The sequence below is a fragment of the Peribacillus sp. FSL R5-0717 genome, from assembly GCF_038002945.1.
Lineage (GTDB): Bacteria > Bacillota > Bacilli > Bacillales > DSM-1321 > Peribacillus > Peribacillus frigoritolerans.
On sequence record NZ_JBBOOF010000001.1, the window covers coordinates 2,807,746 to 2,826,339 of the forward strand.

Below are 18,594 nucleotides of genomic sequence, written 5' to 3' on the forward strand. Positions count from 1 at the left end.
CCTCACTTTCATTTTTCTAGCTGTAAAGGGACTGCACTGCATACATGATATTAATTAAAGATTGGCTTGCGGCTCACTGCCGTATATAAAAAAGATCCTGTTCGATTCGAACAGGCTCTAGTCTTTTAAACACGTTATGCATTCGAGCATATACCGGTTATTTCCGAAGCGTCAACGATACGCTGAACTTCAGATCCCTCAAGTGTCTCTTTTTTCAATAACTCTTCAACGAGCTCTTCATACTGTAGGCGATTCGAGTCAATCAACATTTCCGTTTCCTGAATCGCTTTCGTGAATAGTTCCTGCATCTTTTGCTCCTTCTCACCTTTATTGAAGGTGAGGGTGAATCCATCTTGAAGCATTCCGGTATCGACCATTTGTTCCAGCAGATGTTTCGCCTGCTGTACATCTCCGCCTACACCTATGCTATGTTCCCCTAGATACATTCTTTCCGCCACGCCGCCTGCCAAAATCATTTTGACTTGATCGAGCAATTCACTGGCTGTTGCCAGATGGAGCTCTTTTGGTATCGGCGCTACATATCCAAGGGCTTCCCCACGCGGAATGATGGTCGCCTTTCTAACGGAGCCAGGCTTTGTCAAAGCAGCAATCAGGGCATGTCCACTTTCATGAATGGCCACACGCCGCTTCGTATCCGCATCATTCAAAGTACGTGATGTCGCTCCAAGTATCGTACGGTCAATCGCGTAATCAAGATCCTGTTTACGAATCATATCCTGTTCATTCCTCAGGGCATGACGTGAGGCAGTATCGAACAGGGAGCTTAAGTCAGCGCCGGAGAAACCGGATGTACTTTCAGCCAACTCATCCAGGGAAGCCAGGACATCTGTCGCTAGACGCTTTCCCTTCGTATGGATATCGATGATTTCCTTTCTTCCTTGTGTATCCGGAAGTGGGACTTGGAAAGAGAAATCGATCCTGCCCGGACGTAGAAATGCCTCATCGAGCATATCTTTCCGGTTGGTCGCTGCAATGAATAAAATGCCTTCATTTGGATGGCCCCCATCCAATTGGACAAGCAGTTCGGTTAACGTTTTTTCGCCTTCTTCCCCGCCGTGGGGTTTCCTTTTACCAGCCAATGCATCCACTTCATCGATGAAAATGACAGCTGGCGATTGTTTACGTGCATTTTGGAAAAGGCTGCGGACACGGGCTGCACCGACTCCAACAAACATTTCGTTGAAGGCTGAACCGCTCGTTGAGAAGAAGTTTGCACCAAGCTCTTTTGCAATTGCCTGTGCAAGCAGCGTTTTCCCCGTTCCAGGAGGGCCGTATAATAAAATGCCTTGAGGCGGCTTAATTCCAATTTTAGCTGAACGTTCAGGTTCCTTTAGTGTAGTAAGTGTCTGAAGGATCTCCTGTTTGATTTCGGATTGCAAACCGCCTACATCATCCAAAGTTATCTCTGGCAGGGGTTTTGGGGTGGAAAGGCTTTGTTTTTTGCTGCCGATCCGCAATCCGCCCTTTGATTTTTTCTGTATAATGACACCGGTTGTGACGAGGGCTGCCATTAACCCGCCTAAAATCCATAATGCTGATTTATTAGTTGATGAAAAAGAATATTGAACGTTATAAGTTTCGACAAGTTTATTGATCATTTGACTGTTGGGAGGAATACTTGAAACGTATTCTCCATCTGGTGTGGAGATGTGAAGAGTGCCATTTCTTTTTTCTTCAATGGTGACAAGAGCTCCATTTTGGGCTTTAATCGTTTTTTCCACCGATGAAAAAGGAATGACCATATCCTTTGACTTAGTAACAGCATACCAACTGATTCCAGCAATTATCACAATGAGAGCCGTAAGGAACGGCAGCAATTTCGAAACTAATTTAGAGTTCGAGTTCAATTTTTCATCTCCTTTAAGTATATATATTCAGTATAAAATTTTTAAACATGTAATCTATAGGTCTTTGTACCTTAAATTAAAGGTAAATAATGTTAAAGGAAAGAAATAACACTTATGTATGAGAGTTTAAAGAGTCCGGAATTTAGAAATATTTAATCTATCCGGGATATTAGACTTTTTAAATGCGAAATGCTAAAGTGAAATGGTCTAAGTCATGAAAAAATAAAATGGTAGAAGAGTGTGAAGTTCTATGAGTAAATTTATAAAAGACTATATGATTACGATGAAGGATATCGTTAGAGAAGGGGATCCCATTCTGCGCCAGGTAACGGATGAAGTTAGCCTGCCGATTTCGGATGAAGATCGTGAAACGCTGGAATGCATGATGCAATACCTGAAAAACAGTCAGGATCCAAAACTCCAAAAGAAGTTTAACTTGCGTGAAGGAGTTGGGTTGTCTGCCAATCAGATAGGCTTGAATAAACGCATGTTCGTCATGTATTTCCCCGACGAAAAGGGGAAGCTGTTTGAATATGCCCTTGTGAATCCGAAAATCATCAGCCACTCGGCCACAATGATCTATTTACCGCAAAGTGAAGGCTGCCTTTCTGTCGACCGTGATATTAAAGGATATGTACCGCGTTATGAACGGGTTAAAATCAAAGCTTTGGACGGTAATGGTGAGGAAATAGAGATGCGGCTGAAGGGGTTTGCTGCAATCGTGTTTCAACATGAGCTAGATCATTTGAACGGGATGATGTTTTATGACCGGATCAATACCGAAAACCCTTTCAAGCTTCCGGAAAACGTGGAAGTGAAAAGTCTGTGAAACCCAAAAAGGCAAAGCGCCATGCTTTGCCTTTTTACCGTTTTATGGCTTTAGGAAACAGATTTTCTTCCATATGCTTCAGCAAATCACTGAAAATGGCCAGGCTCATTTGCTGGTATCCTTCTGAAGTGAGGTGGATGCCATCATCGCTAATCAAGGGACCCAAGTCACCGGAGGATTTAATATGGGAACGGACGTCGATCAAAGGCACCTTTAGTTCCTCTGCAAGGCTTTTCAATTGGCGATTATACATCCCATGCCAATGTTCAATACCTCCGACATGGGAAACGAAATGCCCGATTGAATGACCGAACTTATCGGCGATGGATCTGGATCTGTAATATCTGGCAGAGTCCAGTGGCGGAAGAGTTAAAAGGAAAGGGGTTATATGCTTGTCCTGAACCTGCTTGACAAGTTGTGTGACATTTTCCATGTAGCGTTCGATTGGAACGATGGGCTCATGGTCACCTTCTGGATTCTTGGCTACTTCGTCCCAATGGAAGTTACAGTCATTTCCACCGACCTCTATTAATACGATATCGGGATTTTCCGACATGACGTCTTTCTCGATCCGGCTAACCAACAGGTCGGAGTTATCATTGAAAACCCCTTTATTCAAAACTTCGACGAATGGCAAAGATTCTGTTAGCTTAGCTAAAGAGTTTGGATAATTTTCTTTAATGATGCGAAGGCGCCCCCTAACATAAGAGATGCCTCTGGGTCTCCAAAACATACGATCTTCAAACTTCTCACCTCGGTATGTGAACGTGTTACTTATATTTTAGTAGTGGAATGATATTTCGGCAATCTTCACCTCCTTTATAGAAGGGAGATGAAAATACAAAAAGCGCTGGGAGTGCAGCGCTTTTTGTTTATTGTAAGGATTCCTTTTTTGAAGGTGTTTCCACCCTTGTTTTTCCCATGAAGAAAACAGTGATGGCAGCAAGACCGATCGGAATGAGGGCCAAGGTGAAGATGAATGAAATCGAATCGGACATCGCATGAACGATTTTATCCAGGATAAAGTCCGGAATCTCGGCACGTGCATCCGATTGGAAGAGCTGGCGTGGGTCCTCCATCAAGCCGGCTGTATTCGGACCTCCTTGCATTCCTTTAAATGCATCCGTCATTTTACTTTGGAATACATTGGTCTGAATCGCTCCATAAATCGTTACACCGAGTGTCATCCCAAATGAACGGAGGAATGAGTTTGTTGAATTGGCCGACCCTCTGAATCTAGGTTCCAAGTTGTGAATGGACGCAATAGGCAAAAGGGAGAAAGAAAAGCCCATGCCAAATCCAGTCAGAATCATGTACAAAGTTAATAAAGTCCTGCTGGTATCAGGGGTGATGGTCCCTAATAGAAGCATACCTGCAAAATAACAGATGACGGAAATCGTCATTAAGTTGCGAAAGCTTGTCTTTGTATTGAATATCCCGCCAATTGCACTGCCGAATACAGAACCAAGCATCATGGGAGTTAGGATCAGTCCGGCATTTGTTGCGGAACCACCGTAAACTGCCTGCACGAAAATCGGGATATAGACGGTTAAAATAATGAATGTACCGCCATAAAGAATGGCTAAAATTTGAGAAGAAGCAAATAATCGCCTTTTAAACAGCCATAATGAAATGATTGGATCTTTTGCTCTTTTTTCGAAAAAGAAAAATGAAACGAAGAAAACCGCAAAACTGGCAAACAGGCCTATGATGGGAGAGGAACTCCAACCATACTCCCCGCCTAGTTCAAGAGCGAACATTAAGCTGATAACGGCTATGACGAGAGTTGCTGCGCCACCCCAATCAATTTTTTGCTCCTGGGTGTTGGGTGACTCCTTGTAATAATTCCAGATGAAAAATAAAGAAATGATTCCAATCGGAACATTGACGTAGAAAATCCAGTGCCAGCTGGAGTATTCAGTAATATAAGCACCTAAAAGTGGTCCCAATACGCTTGATGCCCCAAATACAGCACCGAAAAGGCCAGTTAATTTTCCCCGTTTTTCAGGTGGGAAAATATCAAAAATAATCGTAAAGGCAATAGGCATCAAGGCGCCTCCGCCAATCCCTTGGATTGCACGGAAGATACTTAACTGCACTATGCTCTGAGCCATGCCGCATAATGCGGAACCAATCAAAAAGACTATAAGTCCGAAAATAAAAAACCTCTTTCTTCCATACATATCCGAAAGCTTACCGAATATCGGCATACTTGCCATCGTGGCGACCATATAGGCAGATGTCACCCATACAAACTTATCAAATCCGCCTAAATCAGAAACGATCGTTCCCATCGCAGTCGCAACAATCGTATTATCCATTGCTGACATCAGGATACCCAGTAGTAAACCGGCAACAATGAATTTTTGTTTTTTTTGAACGTTCATTTATTTTCCTCCTTCATATCAACCAGCTCATGAATTTTCCTTTACATGGTTGAAGGGTAAACGTTAAGATGAAACAAAACATTTATCTTGATAATCAAGATAAATTCAAGTGTAAAAGGGGTGGCATTTTATGTCAAGCGATAATAGGTTTAATTCAGCTCTGTTAGAGAGTTTAACACACAGATTGCAGCGGTATGGAATGAGATCCGTTTTATTTCAACAAAATATGGCCCAGAAAATAGGGGTGTCCCATACGGACTTAAAGAGTGCTGAAATATTGAATGAAACAGGACCGATTACCGCTGGTGAATTATCCAAAATTACAGGATTGAGCACGGGTTCGGTTACGGCACTGATCAATCGCCTTGAGAAATCGGGTTATGTTAAAAGGGAACGAGATCAATTGGACGGAAGAAAGGTCATGATTATGCCGATACCGGAAAGGCAGGAACAAATTAAATCGCACTATCAATCGCTCTCCATGGCCACAAAAGAATTATGCTCAGCTTATAATGAGCAAGAGCTAATATTGATCAATCAATTTGTTGAGGAAATCACAAAAATCATGGATAAAGAAAATGACAAGTTAATGAGTGAGCGTCAAAGGTAGCTGATATGTAGGCTGCCTTTTTATTTTTAGCCAGCTGGGAGCTACTTATCCTGCGTAAGGAAAAAGGATAGAGTTAAATATTTTGGAAGAGAATGAACAATGTCTGTTTCCATTAAAATATATATTGATAATGATTTTCATTATCTGTTAATATGAATCTACAAATCATTTCAAAGGGAGAATACACTATGAAAAAAGCAAAGGCGTCATTAGCGGTCTTACTATCAACCAGCCTATTATTTGGCTGTGCGCAGGAAAAGGAAGAAGTCAAGCCGGCAGGTGATAATGCCAAAGAAGTGAGTGCGAGTAAGCTTGATGGTGTATCTAGCGAGTACCGGGAATATGCCATTGGTGAAATAGAAGAGTTCGTAAACGCAACGGAAGAATTCACCACTGCCGTATCTGCCGGTGATATTGAAAAGGCGAAGGAATTATACGCACCAGCACGGATGCATTATGAAAGAGCGGAACCCATCGCTGAAGTTTTTGGCGATCTTGATCCCAAAATAGATGCGCGTAAAGGGGATGTCAAAGATGAAGAATGGGGCGGTTACCATAGGATTGAAATGGGGTTATGGCAAGAAAATACAACGAAAGGATACGAAAAGTTTGCAGATCAATTAATGAGTGATGTCAATTTGCTTCGGGCCAAAGTTGAAACGGTTGAGGTTACACCCGATTTGTTGATCACGGGTGCGGTGGATTTATTGAATGAAGTTTCAACAAGTAAAGTGACAGGAGAAGAGGACCGATACTCCCATACTGATTTATATGATTTCGTGGCTAATGTTGAAGGTGCAGAGAAGATCTATGAACTGCTTACTCCAGCGCTGAAAGAAAAGGATGCGAAGCTTGCTGCGGAAATCCAACAACGTTTTGACGGTGTATACGACTTGCTTGAAAAGCATAAAGAAGGGGATGGATACATCTCATATACGGATTTAAAGGAATCTGAAGTCAAAGAGTTAAGTCAAGCAATTGATGCATTGGCTGAACCACTTTCGCAAATAGGGATTGTAACGGAGGAATCTTAATTGAAAGAACATACGCCGAAAGATGAAACCGGACTTTTTACAAAAAAGGTGAGTCGTCGTAACATGCTGAAAACGGCAGGAGTGGGTGGAATCGGAGTCGTGATAGGAGCATCCGGATTTGGCGGGCTGCTGACACTTTCTGAACAAAAGGCGAAGGGACAAACTAAGGATATTGTACCTTTTTATGGAGCACATCAAGCTGGTATCACCACTGAAGCGCAAGATAACCTTTACTTCGCGTCATTGGAAGTAACCACGGATAAAAGATCAGACTTAATCCAGTTATTCAAGGATTGGACAGAGGCTGCGGCTCAGATGACAGCGGGGAATTTGATTGGTGATACATCACTTAATACGAATATGCCCCCAAAGGATACGGGGGAAGCGAAAGAATTATCACCTTCCAATTTAACGATCACTTTTGGAGTGGGTCCGACCCTGTTTTCGAAGGATGGCAAAGATCGATTTGGTTTGAAATCAAAAAGACCTGCTGAATTAAAGGACCTGCCCCAATTCCCTTTAGATGCTTTAGAAGAAGAATGGAGCGGTGGGGATATTTGTATTCAAGCATGTGCAGATGATCTTCAAGTGGCTTTCCATGCCGTCCGGAACTTAGTGAGGATCGGCAGAGGGAAAGCGATCATTCATTGGGCACAAACAGGTTTTCAACGGACTAAGCAAGCCGATTCACAAAAAACGACACCACGTAACCTTTTCGGGTTTAAGGATGGGACCGTCAATCCGGATACGAATGATAATAATGAAATGAATGAGCATGTTTGGGTGAAGGGCGAGGACGGTCCTGACTGGCTTGTTGGAGGCAGTTATATGGTGGTGCGGCGAATCCAGATGTACATTGAAGTTTGGGACCGGACTATTTTGAAAGAACAAGAAAATACGTTTGGCCGTCATCGCGACAGTGGAGCTCCACTAGGAATGAAAAATGAGTTCGATACCGTGGATCTCGAAGCTAAAGACCCAAATGGAAACCGGATCATTCCAGAAGATTCACATGTAAGTCTCTCCAGAGGGGACGGAAAAGCAAAGATATTGCGGCGTCCATATTCATATGCAGATGGAATGGATCCCAAAACAGGGAGCTTCAATGCAGGCTTGCTATTCATTTGTTTTCAGCGAAACCCAAGTAAACAATTCATACCGATACAAGAGCGACTGGCAAAGAATGATAAGCTCAACGAATATATCGTACACAGGGGCAGTGCCATGTTCGCTTGTTTACCAGGTGTGAAAAAGGGTGGCTATATCGGGGATTCCCTTTTTGGATAAATATCATTTCAAATGAGGATGTGAAAATCGCCAGCATGGATATTATCCAGTTGGCGATTTTAGTTCATGAATAAGGAGGGACCACTATGACCGTTTCTAGATGGAAGAGTGGAATATTTGTTTTAGTCGTCAGTCTTTTATTTCTTTCGACTGATATTAAGATGGTTTCGGCGGGTGAAAACCATGATCAGCTCTTTGTTTATATTGGCGATAGTTTAATGAAGGTGAAATCAGGCGACCTTGAGGAAGTATCGAAAAATATCGAGCGATTCGAGCAAGATTGGAAAACGATAAAAACGGACAGCGAAAGTGCGAGGAAAGTCGACGAGAAGCTATCCGCAGTAAAACGTGCTGTGAGCGACCGAGCCTCCACAGATGAAATCAAAAAGCGATTATCGGCATTATCAAGTACGCTTGTTATTTATGATACAAACGAAAACCCTGTTGACAAGACTGACTATAAAGAACGGTTACAAGCGATACTTCCATTAATAGATAAGTTGGAGGCTTTGATAACTGAAGGTGACTTTGATCAAGCTAAAGTTCAATATACCAATCTCCTGAATCAATGGACCGATGCAGAGGTCATTGTCAGGGAGAAAAGTGTTGCTACATATGGTGAGTTCGAAACGAAAATGGCCTTTGTGCGGATAGCGATTACCCAAGACCCACCTGATCCGGAAAAAGCCCAAAAAAGTCTAACTGAATTGAAGGGTTTAATCGAGGATTTCCTTGCTGGTAAAGTTGAAGTAGGAAGCCAGAAGAACACCTATTCACTTGGGGATGTAACACAACTTTTACAAGGAAGTGCAACGGATATTGAAAAGGATGAAATCGATTCTGCCGTTGATAAGCTAAATGAAATCTTAACAATTTGGCCTAATGTAGAAGGGGAGGTTTCCACAAGGGACAGCAAACTTTACAGCGATATGGAAACGAAGGTCCCGACCGCAATCAGCCTATTGCAATCGAAAAATGTAAAGGCGGATGAAGCAAAGGGAATCGTAACCAATTTAAACACAAGGTTACTCCCTTTAATTGAGGATACGGGTTATACAACATGGGATGCAGCTCTGATCCTTTTACGTGAAGGATTGGAAGCACTCTTGATTGTAGCTACATTGCTGTCTTTCCTAAAGAAAATCGGGCAAGCGGACAAACAAAAATGGATTTGGACAGGAGTTGGTGCGGGGTTAGTTGCCAGTTCCATATTGGCGGTCATAATCAATATCGTTTTCTCTCAGATCACGGCTGCTTCAAGCCGGGAATATATTGAGGGAATCACTGGGATAATAGCCGTATTGATGATGTTGACAATTGGTCTTTGGCTTCATAGTAAATCGAACGTCCATGCATGGAACCGATATATCAGCAAGCAAATGAACCAAGCCATTGCGACGGGGAGCATCATCTCTTTCGCTTTAATCAGTTTTCTATCCATCTTCCGTGAAGGTGCCGAGACGATTATCTTTTATGCTGGAATGGCTCCTTATATGGAATTAAAGCAGCTGCTGAGCGGGATTTTCCTTGCCTTCCTCATTTTAGTGGTAATTGGTTTCATCATGCTGCGGTACAGTGTGAAATTACCGATGACCCTATTCTTTAAAGTGGCAACGATACTCATATATGCCTTGGCTTTCAAGATTCTTGGAGTCTCCATCCACTCACTTCAGGTTTCTCAAGTGATACAGACAAATACGATCAGCTCCTTCCCATTTGCAGAAACGATAGGTCTTTATCCAACAATGGAAACGCTGGTGCCGCAAGCTGTATTATTATTGCTGATTGCATTGGCCGCCATTTGGGTCAAAAAGAGTAATTCCTTACGTGCAACCGAATAATAAAATGGGACTGACGAATGTCAGTCCCATTTATGTGTGCTATTAGCGTAGTGATCGGCGATAGGAATATTGCTTCCATTGATAAAGGATGAAGCAGCCGATGCAGAATCCAAGAATGGCTATGAGTGAAGCCACTCCGACCATCAAGGTAAATATATAACCGGTAACATTCCAACCAAGCAAAAAAGAAGTGAATCCAAGTCCTAAGCAAACGACTGCTATTGCCTGGTTGAATAGTTGCTGTGAATAATCTTCAGGAATATAATCGGACGGTTTCTTTTTAAGAAAGAGCTTTGCCAGACGCATCACTGGATTGAAATTAAAGAGAAGACCCAAAAGCCCCGCTGTTAAAGGAATGGCTAATATCCATATTTGTCCCGTCAATAAGGCGGTGGCTGCGCTTAACAAAATGACCCATTGATTTGTACGTACTAAGGGACGGGGAATGGAACGAATTTCACTCGTCATATAATACCAACCTTCCTTATGTGTTTTATTATATTTTATCCTTATTTTAATCACTTGTGAAGAGAAAGGTTAATAAAATAAAAGGTGTCCTTATTTATAATTATTTTAATTTAGTATTGATTATCATTATGGAAGTAGTATAATATATTTATCATAAAACAAAAGTTAGGAGGACAGTATAAATGGTAGCAAAAGTTTGTGAAACATGTGGAACACCAATAAAAAAGCTAAAGCATTCTTCCCTATGCCAGTGCGGTCCTAAGATACTGAGCAATCAACTCTCAGTTAAAACAAAAAATAAACTCCACTGGAATAGATCATAAACTAAACCATTAATCGGTTTGAGTTTGTAGATAAAAAGGGTTCCATCTTAATTTTAAAACAAAGTTGATTGGAGCGGTTGTTCGAGGCTCCCGGACCGACCGCGGAAAACCAATCAGCGTTCATACTCTATACACTCTCAAAAAATGAACCGATTATTCAATTAATCGGTTTTTATTTTTCCAATAAGGGGTAAAGAGCATAATAAATATTTTTCATTTCAATTAAAATAATGTACGATTATAGAATAGAATAAAACGTCATGAAGATTTGTCTAAACCATAACGTGACGGTTAGGAGGGGCTATGTTGGGAACGAGACTTTAAAAATTGGCGAGTTGGCGGAAATGGCGAATGTTACGAAACGAACCGTAGATTATTATACGAATCTTGGCTTGCTTAAAGCAGAACGTTCCGCCTCTAATTACCGTTATTATTCAGTCGGTGAACTTGAAAGGCTCCGCCGTATCGAAGGATACAAAAGAGAAAATTTTTCATTGGAAGATATTAAAGAAATACTTAAAAAGGATAAGGAAGCCGCATCAGTAATTGAGGCAAAAGGTCTTCAGCTCAAGAATAAAATGGATGGCCTGAACGAAGAACTTCAGGAATTCATCAGCTTGATTGAAAAGGACGGAAAAAGTGAGCTTCTTCTAAAAAAACAGATATCCCGTGAAAGCATGGCCTTGATCCAATCATTACTAGTGTTGCTCGTATGATTAAAATTTATCTCTATAGTTTTATGCACAAAGGTGCATAGTAACGATATAGGCTAAATGGTTTTGGTTCATGTTATAAGGCAAAAATGCTTATTAAACGAAAATAACCATTTATACAGGAGGTGCTTGGGATTAAGCCATATATGTCTAATCCGAAGAACAGTAGGATTGGAACTATATGGAGAACCCGCACATATTGGAGATTTTTATAAAATTATTGGCAGTAGCTGCATTAATAGCATTAACCGCATTTTTCGTTGCCTCGGAATTTGCAATCGTGAAAGTCAGAAGTTCCCGGATCAATCAATTAATTGAAGAAGGGCATAGAAATGCCCTCGCAGCCAAGAAAGTGACATCGCATATCGATGAGTATTTATCTGCCTGTCAATTGGGGATTACAGTAACAGCCTTAGGTTTAGGGGTGTTGGGTGAACCGACGGTCGAGGCAATCTTAAAACCATTGTTCACTAAATGGGGATTAGAGGAATCTGTAAGTCACATCATCTCGTTCCTGATCGCGTTCGGTTCCGTGACATTCCTTCATGTTGTAGTCGGCGAACTCGCACCGAAAACAGTTGCGATTCAAAAGGCAGAAGAGGTAACCTTGCTATTTGCAAAGCCATTAATTCTCTTTTACCGCATTTTGTACCCATTCATTTGGTTACTGAATGGTTCTGCACGTCTCCTGACGGGCATGTTCGGATTAAAGCCTGCTTCCGAGTCCGAAATGGCCCATTCCGAAGAAGAGCTGCGCATCATTTTATCGGAAAGCTATAAAAGCGGTGAGATCAACCAATCGGAATACAAATATGTCAATCAAATATTTGAATTTGATGAGCGCATTGCCAATGAAATCATGGTTCCGCGTACGGAAATGACCGTTATCGAAAAAGGCATGCCATTATTGGAAGTTGTTGAACTGATTCAGGAAGAACAGTACACAAGGTATCCGGTCATAGAAGGTGATAAAGACAATGTCGTGGGAATGGTCAATATCAAACGCCTTTATACAGCGACGATTACAGAAGATAATGTAACGGCTTTAACGGTGGATTCCTTTGTAACACCCATCATCCGTGTTCTTGAAACGATCGCCATTCATGATCTGCTGCTAAAAATGCAGAAGGAAAGGATCCATATGGCAGTTTTGACCGATGAATATGGCGGAACAGCTGGTCTTGTAACGGTTGAAGACATCCTTGAAGAAATCGTCGGGGAAATCCGTGATGAATTTGATCAGGATGAACGTCCGCTCATTCAAAAAATTGATGAAGGGCATTATGTATTCGATGCTAAAACATTGGTTGAAGATGTCAATGATACCCTTGCGATCGATTTGCCGGAGGAAGATATCGATACATTGGGTGGATGGTTCCTGACAGGCAGATTTGAAATTGCTGTCGGAGATAGAATTGAATACGCCGGATATGAATTTACTGTAAAGGAAATGGACGGCCACCATGTTTTATATGTTGAAGTGAAGAAGATTATATAAACAGGATCACACCAAAAGCCGAAAGTGAAAACTTTCGGCTTTTATTTTGTACGAACCATTCATTTGGGTGTTTATGACAATGGTAAGGCAGACTGTTACTTAATTGGAAAAGGAATTCATGTAAAATGATAGTGTAGGTAACCATTTTAGCTTGGAAAATGTTAAAATTGATTTTGAACAATGAAACTATCTATATATCATTTGAAAGAATATAAGGTGAGTTCTGGTATTTTGCAATGCCGCTATTTCGGGCTGGTATAAATAAGTATTGAAGGTGGGCGGGAAAATGGGTTTTAAGAAAAAGCAAATGTTGGGATTTGGTTTGATCTTGCTTTTCTTGGCTATTTTACTTTCATTCATGATGATTACGCTGAACAATTTAAAGAGCAGCATGACTGAAATAGTTGAAAATCGCTATGAAAAGGTTCAAGCTTCGATGGAAATCCGTCAGCTTTTTTCTAGGTCGGACCGTGAGATTTTGTTTGCAGCTAATGATGCAAATAAAGAAGAAAGAGCAGAGAGCCTCGAAATCATCAATAAAAATCATAATCTGATTGAATCAAAAATTGCCGGGTTATCAGGTTCGTTAAATAAGGCGAAAGCGAAGCAGCTATTGAAAGAGTTCGAGACCCAATATGCTTCTTACTCCATAACGGAGGCTGAGCTCATCCAAAAGATAAAATCGGGAAACTCTTCTGATAATCTTTCAAGCCTGATGGATGACCAAAGGGAAAAACGAACGAAAGTCATCAGTACGATGGATGAATTTAAGGATTACCAAGAAGGTGTCATGAAAGATACCTTAAGTAATTCGAAACAAACCTATGAAGATATGATCGGTTTTGTAATTTTTGCGGTTATTCTCAGCATTTTGGTCATTTCCGTAACGGTTGTTTGGATGATTCGGAGCACATCGAAAGATCTGCAATCGATTACGAAGGTCATCAAAAATATCGATTTTAAAAATTTGTCGGTCATTCCAAGAATTCCGGTTCGGACCACTGATGAAATTGGGGATATAGCGAAATCGTTCAATGATATGGCGGAATCGCTTGAAATCTATAACCAAAAAGAAAAAGATTTCACTGAAAAGATCAGTGAACAGAACTGGATTCAGACCCGTGTGGCAGATATAGCTACCATGTATCAGCGCATTGTTGATGTGGAAGTCCTAGCTGACCGGTTCATTACAAGACTTGCACCGATGATGGGAGCTTCAATTGGAGCTTTTTACGTCAAACGGGGTGAGGGTGTGGATATGCGCTTTGTGAAGCTTGCCAGCTTTGCTGGAGATGGCGAAGATTCAGGCAGGCGTGAATTCCGTCTTGGCGAAGGTTTGATCGGTCAATGCGCCCTTGAAAAGAAATCCAAAGTCATCGAAGATATCCCTGAGGATTTCCAATTGGTTACGACAGGATTGGGGGAAGTCAACCCGAAAAGCATTGTCATTGCGCCAGTCATTTTTGAGGATGAAGTGGTGGCGATGGTTGAACTGGCGAGTTTGGAGGCCTTTACGAAGCTGCAAAAAACGTTCCTGAACCAGGTTCTTGATACTCTGGGCATCACGATCAATAATGTTGAGGGCCGGATGGAAATAGAGCGTTTATTGAAAGAATCACAGGCACAGACTGAAGAGTTACAGGCTCAATCGGAAGAATTGCAATCACAGTCAGAGGAAATGCAAGCCCAATCGGAGGAACTGCAAACACAGGCTGAAGAGTTGCGTATGATCAATGAACAATTGGAAGAGAGAAATCGTGAAACGGAAGAAAAATCGAAAGAGCTTCAAGTCGCTAAACTGAATCTTGAAAAACAAGCGGAAGAATTGAAGTTAAGCTCAAAATATAAATCGGAATTCATGGCAAATATGTCCCATGAATTGCGGACACCGCTCAATAGTATCCTGATTTTATCGGAAATGCTTTCAGATCCTAATGATAGTAAATTAAATGAAGAGCAACAGGAATTCGCTCGTGTCATTAATTCATCAGGTCAAGACTTATTAACGTTGATCAATGACATTTTGGATTTATCAAAAGTTGAAGTCGGAAAGCTTGAAGTGGTCTTTGATGAAATGAATCTGAGTGAGCTTCCTGAGTTATTGCACCGTAACTTCGATCATGTAGCGAAGAAAAAGAATATTGACTTTATAATCGAAAAAAGTAAAAACGTTCCGGATATTTTCTTTACGGATGAACAGCGCTTCCAGCAAATTTTGAAAAACCTGCTATCCAATGCATTTAAATTCACGGAAAAAGGTTCTGTTTCTGTCCAAATCAAAAAAGCTGATGAAGAAAATGTAGCACAATGGATACAGACAAAAGGAGCGAGCAATTGGGTTGAAATTAAGGTGACGGATACTGGCATCGGAATATCAAAAGAGAAGCAAAAGCTTATCTTTGAAGCATTCCAGCAAGGTGACGGAGCTACAATGAGAAAATATGGCGGTACAGGACTTGGGCTATCGATTTGCCGGGAGTTTGCCAAACTTCTGGGAGGCTGGGTCATTGTAGATAGTGAAGAAGGGCAAGGCAGTACCTTTACTTTCTTTATTCCAAGCATGCCAGAGGGCTTCAAAAATGTCGACGAAGCAATAGCTGCTTCTCCGGAAGTGGCAGCAGCTAACCACGATGATTCTGCCGCGCCTTTTGGCGATCAGGGAGAACCGGATGCAGGTATGATGGATGAAGAAGATCGGGATAAGGCCAAACCTTTCTGCAATAAAACAGTACTGGTCGTCGATGATGATCACCGCAATATATTTGCCCTGAAAAATGCGCTGAAGCATGAGGGGATGGAAATTCTTACAGCTGAAAACGGCTTTGAATGTTTGGAACTCCTTGAAAAAGGTAACAATATAGATGTTATATTGATGGATATCATGATGCCGGGTATGGACGGTTACGAAACGATGACCAGAATTCGCGAGCAAAGTAAATTCGAGGATCTTCCAATCATCGCGTTAACTGCGAAAGCGATGAAAGGCGATAGGGAAAAATGCCTGAAGGCCGGCGCTTCCGATTATGTCAGCAAACCATTAAAATTGGATCAGCTGCTATCAGTCCTAAGAGTATGGCTGACTAATTGATTGATTGATAGTATGGGTGAGGAAGGATTTTCATGAAGGATACTTTAACGATTGAAGAAAGAGAAGATTTAGAAATCGAATTATTGCTAGAGGCCATTTATTCCGTTTCTGGCTTTGACTTTCGTAAATATATGCGTTCTTCAATAAAAAGAAGAGTTGAAAATAGAATGAGGCTGGACCATGTTCGCAGGATTAGCGGAATGATTGAAATGGTTTTATATGAAAAAGGGTATGTCGAGAAGCTATTGAGAGATTTTTCAATAAATGTCACTGAAATGTTTCGCGATCCGGATTTCTTTAAAGCCTTTCGTTTAAATATTGTACCGCTCCTGAAAAAACTTCCTGAAATCAGAATTTGGCATGCGGGATGTTCAACCGGTGAAGAAGCCTTTTCCATGGCGATCATCCTCAAGGAGGAGGGACTTTATGATAAGGCGAGGATTTATGCCACTGATATGAATGATGAAGTCCTCCGTCATGCGGAAAAAGGGATATTACCTTTAAATAGAATGCAGTCTTATACGAAAAACTATCTGCAAGCTGGAGGTAACCAGGAATTTTCGGAGTATTATACAACCGATTATCAAAATGCTTATCTTGATTCGGGTCTCCTTAAAAACATTGTGTTTTTCCAGCATAATTTAGTTACTGATGGTTCGTTCAATGAGTTCCATATCATCATGTGCCGGAATGTGATGATTTATTTTACCGGTGAATTACAGACCTATGTTAATCAGTTGTTTTATGACAGTCTTTGTAAAGATGGCTTCCTTGCGGTCGGCAGCAAGGAAACTCTTCATACCTCATCCTTTTCGCAGGATTATGAGGACTTTGATTCAAAGGAACGGATTTATCGGAAACTGTAAAAAAGAAAGAGTTCGCATTTATGCGGACTCTTTCTTTTTTGATTAAATTATTTTTCATTTTTTTTGCTTCACTATGTTTAAGGCATCATAAGAAGGGGTATATATAATGAGTTGGTCTCCATGCAGAATCTCGACTGCAGTTTATTATTATTAAAAGAGACTGAACTTCGTTATAATATAATGGAAAAATCCCTGTTAAGGGAGCTTTATATAAGTACTGTTCCATATAAAAAAGATAAATGTTGCCGCTCGATATAAGCCAAAAGGGGAATGAAAGAATGACGATTTTAATCGTAGATGATAACCAGGTTAACCTTTTCGTTATAGAGAAAATTCTAAAACGAGCTGGCTATACGGATTTTCTATCATTAACTTCAGCTGTTGAGATGTTTGAATATTTACAGGTGGATAGTCCGCAACCTAAAGAGACTTCAGTTGATATCATTCTGCTTGATATCATGATGCCGGAGATCGATGGGATAGAGGCGTGCAGGAGACTTCAAAGTATTCCTCACCTTAGAGATATTCCCGTCATTTTTGTGACCGCCCTTGAAGATTCAAACAAGGTGGCCGAGGCACTTGATGTTGGCGGAATTGATTATATAATGAAGCCCATCAATAAAATAGATTTACTTGCGAGGATTCGTGTGGGGTTAAGACTTAAATATGAAAAAGATTGGCATAAAATGCAGGATGAAAAAATCCGCAATGAATTGGATCTTTCCATGCAGGTTCAAAGCAGCTTATTAAGTGAACCCATTATAAATGACCACTTAACTATAAGGGCATCATACTTACCTGCGAATAAATTAGCAGGGGATATGTACTATTGGCACCGCATTGATGAAAATCGGTATGGGATCATCCTGTTGGATATGATGGGGCATGGCATATCCGCCTCACTTGTGTGTATGTTCATATCCTCCGTATTGAGGGATGCCATCAGGACCCATTCGGACCCAGTGTCAGTAATAAATGAAATGAATCGCTGGATGAGTACCCTTAATAAAGATGATAATCAAGTGCATTATTATTTTACCGCTATTTATATGATCATTGATACAGAGCAAAAGACAGTGGAATATGTAAATGCCGGACATCCTCCTGGATTTGCTTTAATGGACGATGGAAAAGTGGTCTCCCTTTCAAAAGGGACATGTCCTGTTGGTTTCTTCACCGAGATGAAAATAGAGAAATCCGTGATTCATTATGAAGAGAAGATTCAGCTTATGCTATTTACGGATGGAGTCATGGAAGCAATAGATCGAGAAGGGACGGAAGGGCTCGACCAAATAAAAGAAGTGGTCTCGACAAGATGGTTTGATTGTAAAGAATCTCCCCCTATCGATTTTTTGATGTCACCTGAAATGCAGCAAGATCAACCTGATGATATGTGTGTTGTGGTTATTCAAGCGAATTGAAGAAGGAGGCGGCAGATCATCTGCCGCCTCTTCTCTATAAAAGGGGGGTCACTTTTATATGAAATGAGAATGTTCGTTAAGAGAGTGATTCCTGTATTCAGCTATTTGCAATTAACGGTCATTTTTCAATTTACTAATGCCATCTTGGAGATTGCCTTTTAATTTATCGACTTTACCTTCTGCTTGTAAGTGAGGATCATTTTTCGCGTTTCCGACTTGGTCTTTCGTTTCACCTTTAACTTTATTTACAGCACTCTTTACTTTGTCTGATAAACCGCTCATTATGTTACCTCCTTTTTCTTTATATACTGTATTTACCCATGAAGTGAATGGGTAAACCTGATTTATGGAGATAGGAGTT

Annotated in this window: 15 protein-coding genes; 10 read left to right on the forward strand and 5 right to left on the reverse strand. The window is 41.0% G+C overall.

Going from position 1 to position 18,594, the window contains the following annotated elements; genetic code table 11:
* Window positions 1-134 precede the first annotated feature (134 nt).
* Entirely contained in the window at window positions 135-1,868 is a 1,734-nt protein-coding gene (locus NYE65_RS13815) for an AAA family ATPase (RefSeq protein ID WP_340861069.1), read from the reverse strand.
* Window positions 1,869-2,118: 250 nt separating this feature from the next.
* Between NYE65_RS13815 and def the strand changes: the two genes are divergently transcribed.
* Window positions 2,119-2,697: a peptide deformylase gene (gene def, locus NYE65_RS13820; RefSeq protein WP_048688779.1), complete on the forward strand. Its 579-nt coding sequence runs from the start codon at window positions 2,119-2,121 to the stop codon at window positions 2,695-2,697.
* 34 nt (window positions 2,698-2,731) lie between these two features.
* Here the strand turns inward: def and NYE65_RS13825 are convergent, their stop codons facing one another.
* Complete coding sequence (locus tag NYE65_RS13825; RefSeq protein ID WP_340861070.1) at window positions 2,732-3,430, reverse strand: SGNH/GDSL hydrolase family protein; 699 nt, start codon at window positions 3,428-3,430, stop codon at window positions 2,732-2,734.
* A 139-nt stretch (window positions 3,431-3,569) separates the two neighbouring features.
* Complete coding sequence (locus NYE65_RS13830) at window positions 3,570-5,084, reverse strand: MDR family MFS transporter (RefSeq protein WP_340861071.1); 1,515 nt, start codon at window positions 5,082-5,084, stop codon at window positions 3,570-3,572.
* A gap of 130 nt (window positions 5,085-5,214) precedes the next feature.
* Here NYE65_RS13830 and NYE65_RS13835 point away from each other — a divergent pair, with 130 nt between their 5' ends.
* The 4 genes from NYE65_RS13835 to NYE65_RS13850 all read left to right on the forward strand — a co-directional run bounded on the left by NYE65_RS13835 (window position 5,215) and on the right by NYE65_RS13850 (window position 9,856).
* The gene (locus tag NYE65_RS13835) at window positions 5,215-5,694 is read left to right on the forward strand and encodes a MarR family winged helix-turn-helix transcriptional regulator (protein ID WP_328177942.1); all 480 of its coding nucleotides are present in this window, start codon (window positions 5,215-5,217) and stop codon (window positions 5,692-5,694) included.
* Between the two features lie 188 nt (window positions 5,695-5,882).
* Window positions 5,883-6,728: an iron uptake system protein EfeO gene (efeO, locus tag NYE65_RS13840; RefSeq protein WP_340861072.1), complete on the forward strand. Its 846-nt coding sequence runs from the start codon at window positions 5,883-5,885 to the stop codon at window positions 6,726-6,728.
* Complete coding sequence (efeB, locus tag NYE65_RS13845; protein WP_063574503.1) at window positions 6,729-8,015, forward strand: iron uptake transporter deferrochelatase/peroxidase subunit; 1,287 nt, start codon at window positions 6,729-6,731, stop codon at window positions 8,013-8,015.
* An 86-nt stretch (window positions 8,016-8,101) separates the two neighbouring features.
* Window positions 8,102-9,856 carry an FTR1 family protein gene (locus tag NYE65_RS13850; RefSeq protein ID WP_340861073.1) on the forward strand — a complete coding sequence of 585 codons (1,755 nt, stop codon included), beginning with the start codon at window positions 8,102-8,104 and terminating at the stop codon, window positions 9,854-9,856.
* A 42-nt stretch (window positions 9,857-9,898) separates the two neighbouring features.
* On the opposite strand, the gene NYE65_RS13855 is transcribed toward NYE65_RS13850, so the two are convergent.
* Entirely contained in the window at window positions 9,899-10,324 is a 426-nt protein-coding gene (locus NYE65_RS13855) for a DUF4395 domain-containing protein (RefSeq protein WP_340861074.1), read from the reverse strand.
* Between the two features lie 583 nt (window positions 10,325-10,907).
* Between NYE65_RS13855 and NYE65_RS13860 the strand changes: the two genes are divergently transcribed.
* The 5 genes from NYE65_RS13860 (at window position 10,908) to NYE65_RS13880 (ending at window position 18,233) form a co-directional block, all read left to right on the forward strand.
* A complete protein-coding gene (locus NYE65_RS13860) occupies window positions 10,908-11,363 on the forward strand; it encodes a MerR family transcriptional regulator (protein WP_328177945.1) in 456 nt (151 codons plus the stop codon).
* 196 nt (window positions 11,364-11,559) lie between these two features.
* On the forward strand, window positions 11,560-12,858 hold the full coding sequence (locus NYE65_RS13865; protein ID WP_340861075.1) for a hemolysin family protein: 1,299 nt from the start codon (window positions 11,560-11,562) through the stop codon (window positions 12,856-12,858).
* 286 nt (window positions 12,859-13,144) lie between these two features.
* Window positions 13,145-15,946: a response regulator gene (locus tag NYE65_RS13870; RefSeq protein WP_340861076.1), complete on the forward strand. Its 2,802-nt coding sequence runs from the start codon at window positions 13,145-13,147 to the stop codon at window positions 15,944-15,946.
* A 32-nt stretch (window positions 15,947-15,978) separates the two neighbouring features.
* A complete protein-coding gene (locus NYE65_RS13875; RefSeq protein ID WP_340861077.1) occupies window positions 15,979-16,812 on the forward strand; it encodes a CheR family methyltransferase in 834 nt (277 codons plus the stop codon).
* 278 nt (window positions 16,813-17,090) lie between these two features.
* Window positions 17,091-18,233, forward strand: coding sequence for a PP2C family protein-serine/threonine phosphatase (locus NYE65_RS13880; RefSeq protein WP_328177948.1), 1,143 nt, complete (start codon window positions 17,091-17,093; stop codon window positions 18,231-18,233).
* Between the two features lie 111 nt (window positions 18,234-18,344).
* Here the strand turns inward: NYE65_RS13880 and NYE65_RS13885 are convergent, their stop codons facing one another.
* Complete coding sequence (locus NYE65_RS13885) at window positions 18,345-18,515, reverse strand: CsbD family protein (RefSeq protein WP_096340795.1); 171 nt, start codon at window positions 18,513-18,515, stop codon at window positions 18,345-18,347.
* Window positions 18,516-18,594 lie beyond the last annotated feature (79 nt).

What these genes read in the sequence shown, in the direction of transcription:
- NYE65_RS13880 (WP_328177948.1), top strand. Translation starts at nt 17,091, where the DNA reads ATGACGATTTTAATCGTAGATGATAACCAGGTTAACCTTTTCGTTATA.
- NYE65_RS13885 (WP_096340795.1), bottom strand. Translation starts at nt 18,515, where the DNA reads ATGAGCGGTTTATCAGACAAAGTAAAGAGTGCTGTAAATAAAGTTAAA.
- NYE65_RS13850 (WP_340861073.1), top strand. Translation starts at nt 8,102, where the DNA reads ATGACCGTTTCTAGATGGAAGAGTGGAATATTTGTTTTAGTCGTCAGT.
- efeO (WP_340861072.1), top strand. Translation starts at nt 5,883, where the DNA reads ATGAAAAAAGCAAAGGCGTCATTAGCGGTCTTACTATCAACCAGCCTA.
- NYE65_RS13835 (WP_328177942.1), top strand. Translation starts at nt 5,215, where the DNA reads ATGTCAAGCGATAATAGGTTTAATTCAGCTCTGTTAGAGAGTTTAACA.
- NYE65_RS13830 (WP_340861071.1), bottom strand. Translation starts at nt 5,084, where the DNA reads ATGAACGTTCAAAAAAAACAAAAATTCATTGTTGCCGGTTTACTACTG.
- NYE65_RS13875 (WP_340861077.1), top strand. Translation starts at nt 15,979, where the DNA reads ATGAAGGATACTTTAACGATTGAAGAAAGAGAAGATTTAGAAATCGAA.
- NYE65_RS13825 (WP_340861070.1), bottom strand. Translation starts at nt 3,430, where the DNA reads ATGTTTTGGAGACCCAGAGGCATCTCTTATGTTAGGGGGCGCCTTCGC.
- NYE65_RS13860 (WP_328177945.1), top strand. Translation starts at nt 10,908, where the DNA reads ATGAAGATTTGTCTAAACCATAACGTGACGGTTAGGAGGGGCTATGTT.
- NYE65_RS13855 (WP_340861074.1), bottom strand. Translation starts at nt 10,324, where the DNA reads ATGACGAGTGAAATTCGTTCCATTCCCCGTCCCTTAGTACGTACAAAT.
- def (WP_048688779.1), top strand. Translation starts at nt 2,119, where the DNA reads ATGAGTAAATTTATAAAAGACTATATGATTACGATGAAGGATATCGTT.
- NYE65_RS13870 (WP_340861076.1), top strand. Translation starts at nt 13,145, where the DNA reads ATGGGTTTTAAGAAAAAGCAAATGTTGGGATTTGGTTTGATCTTGCTT.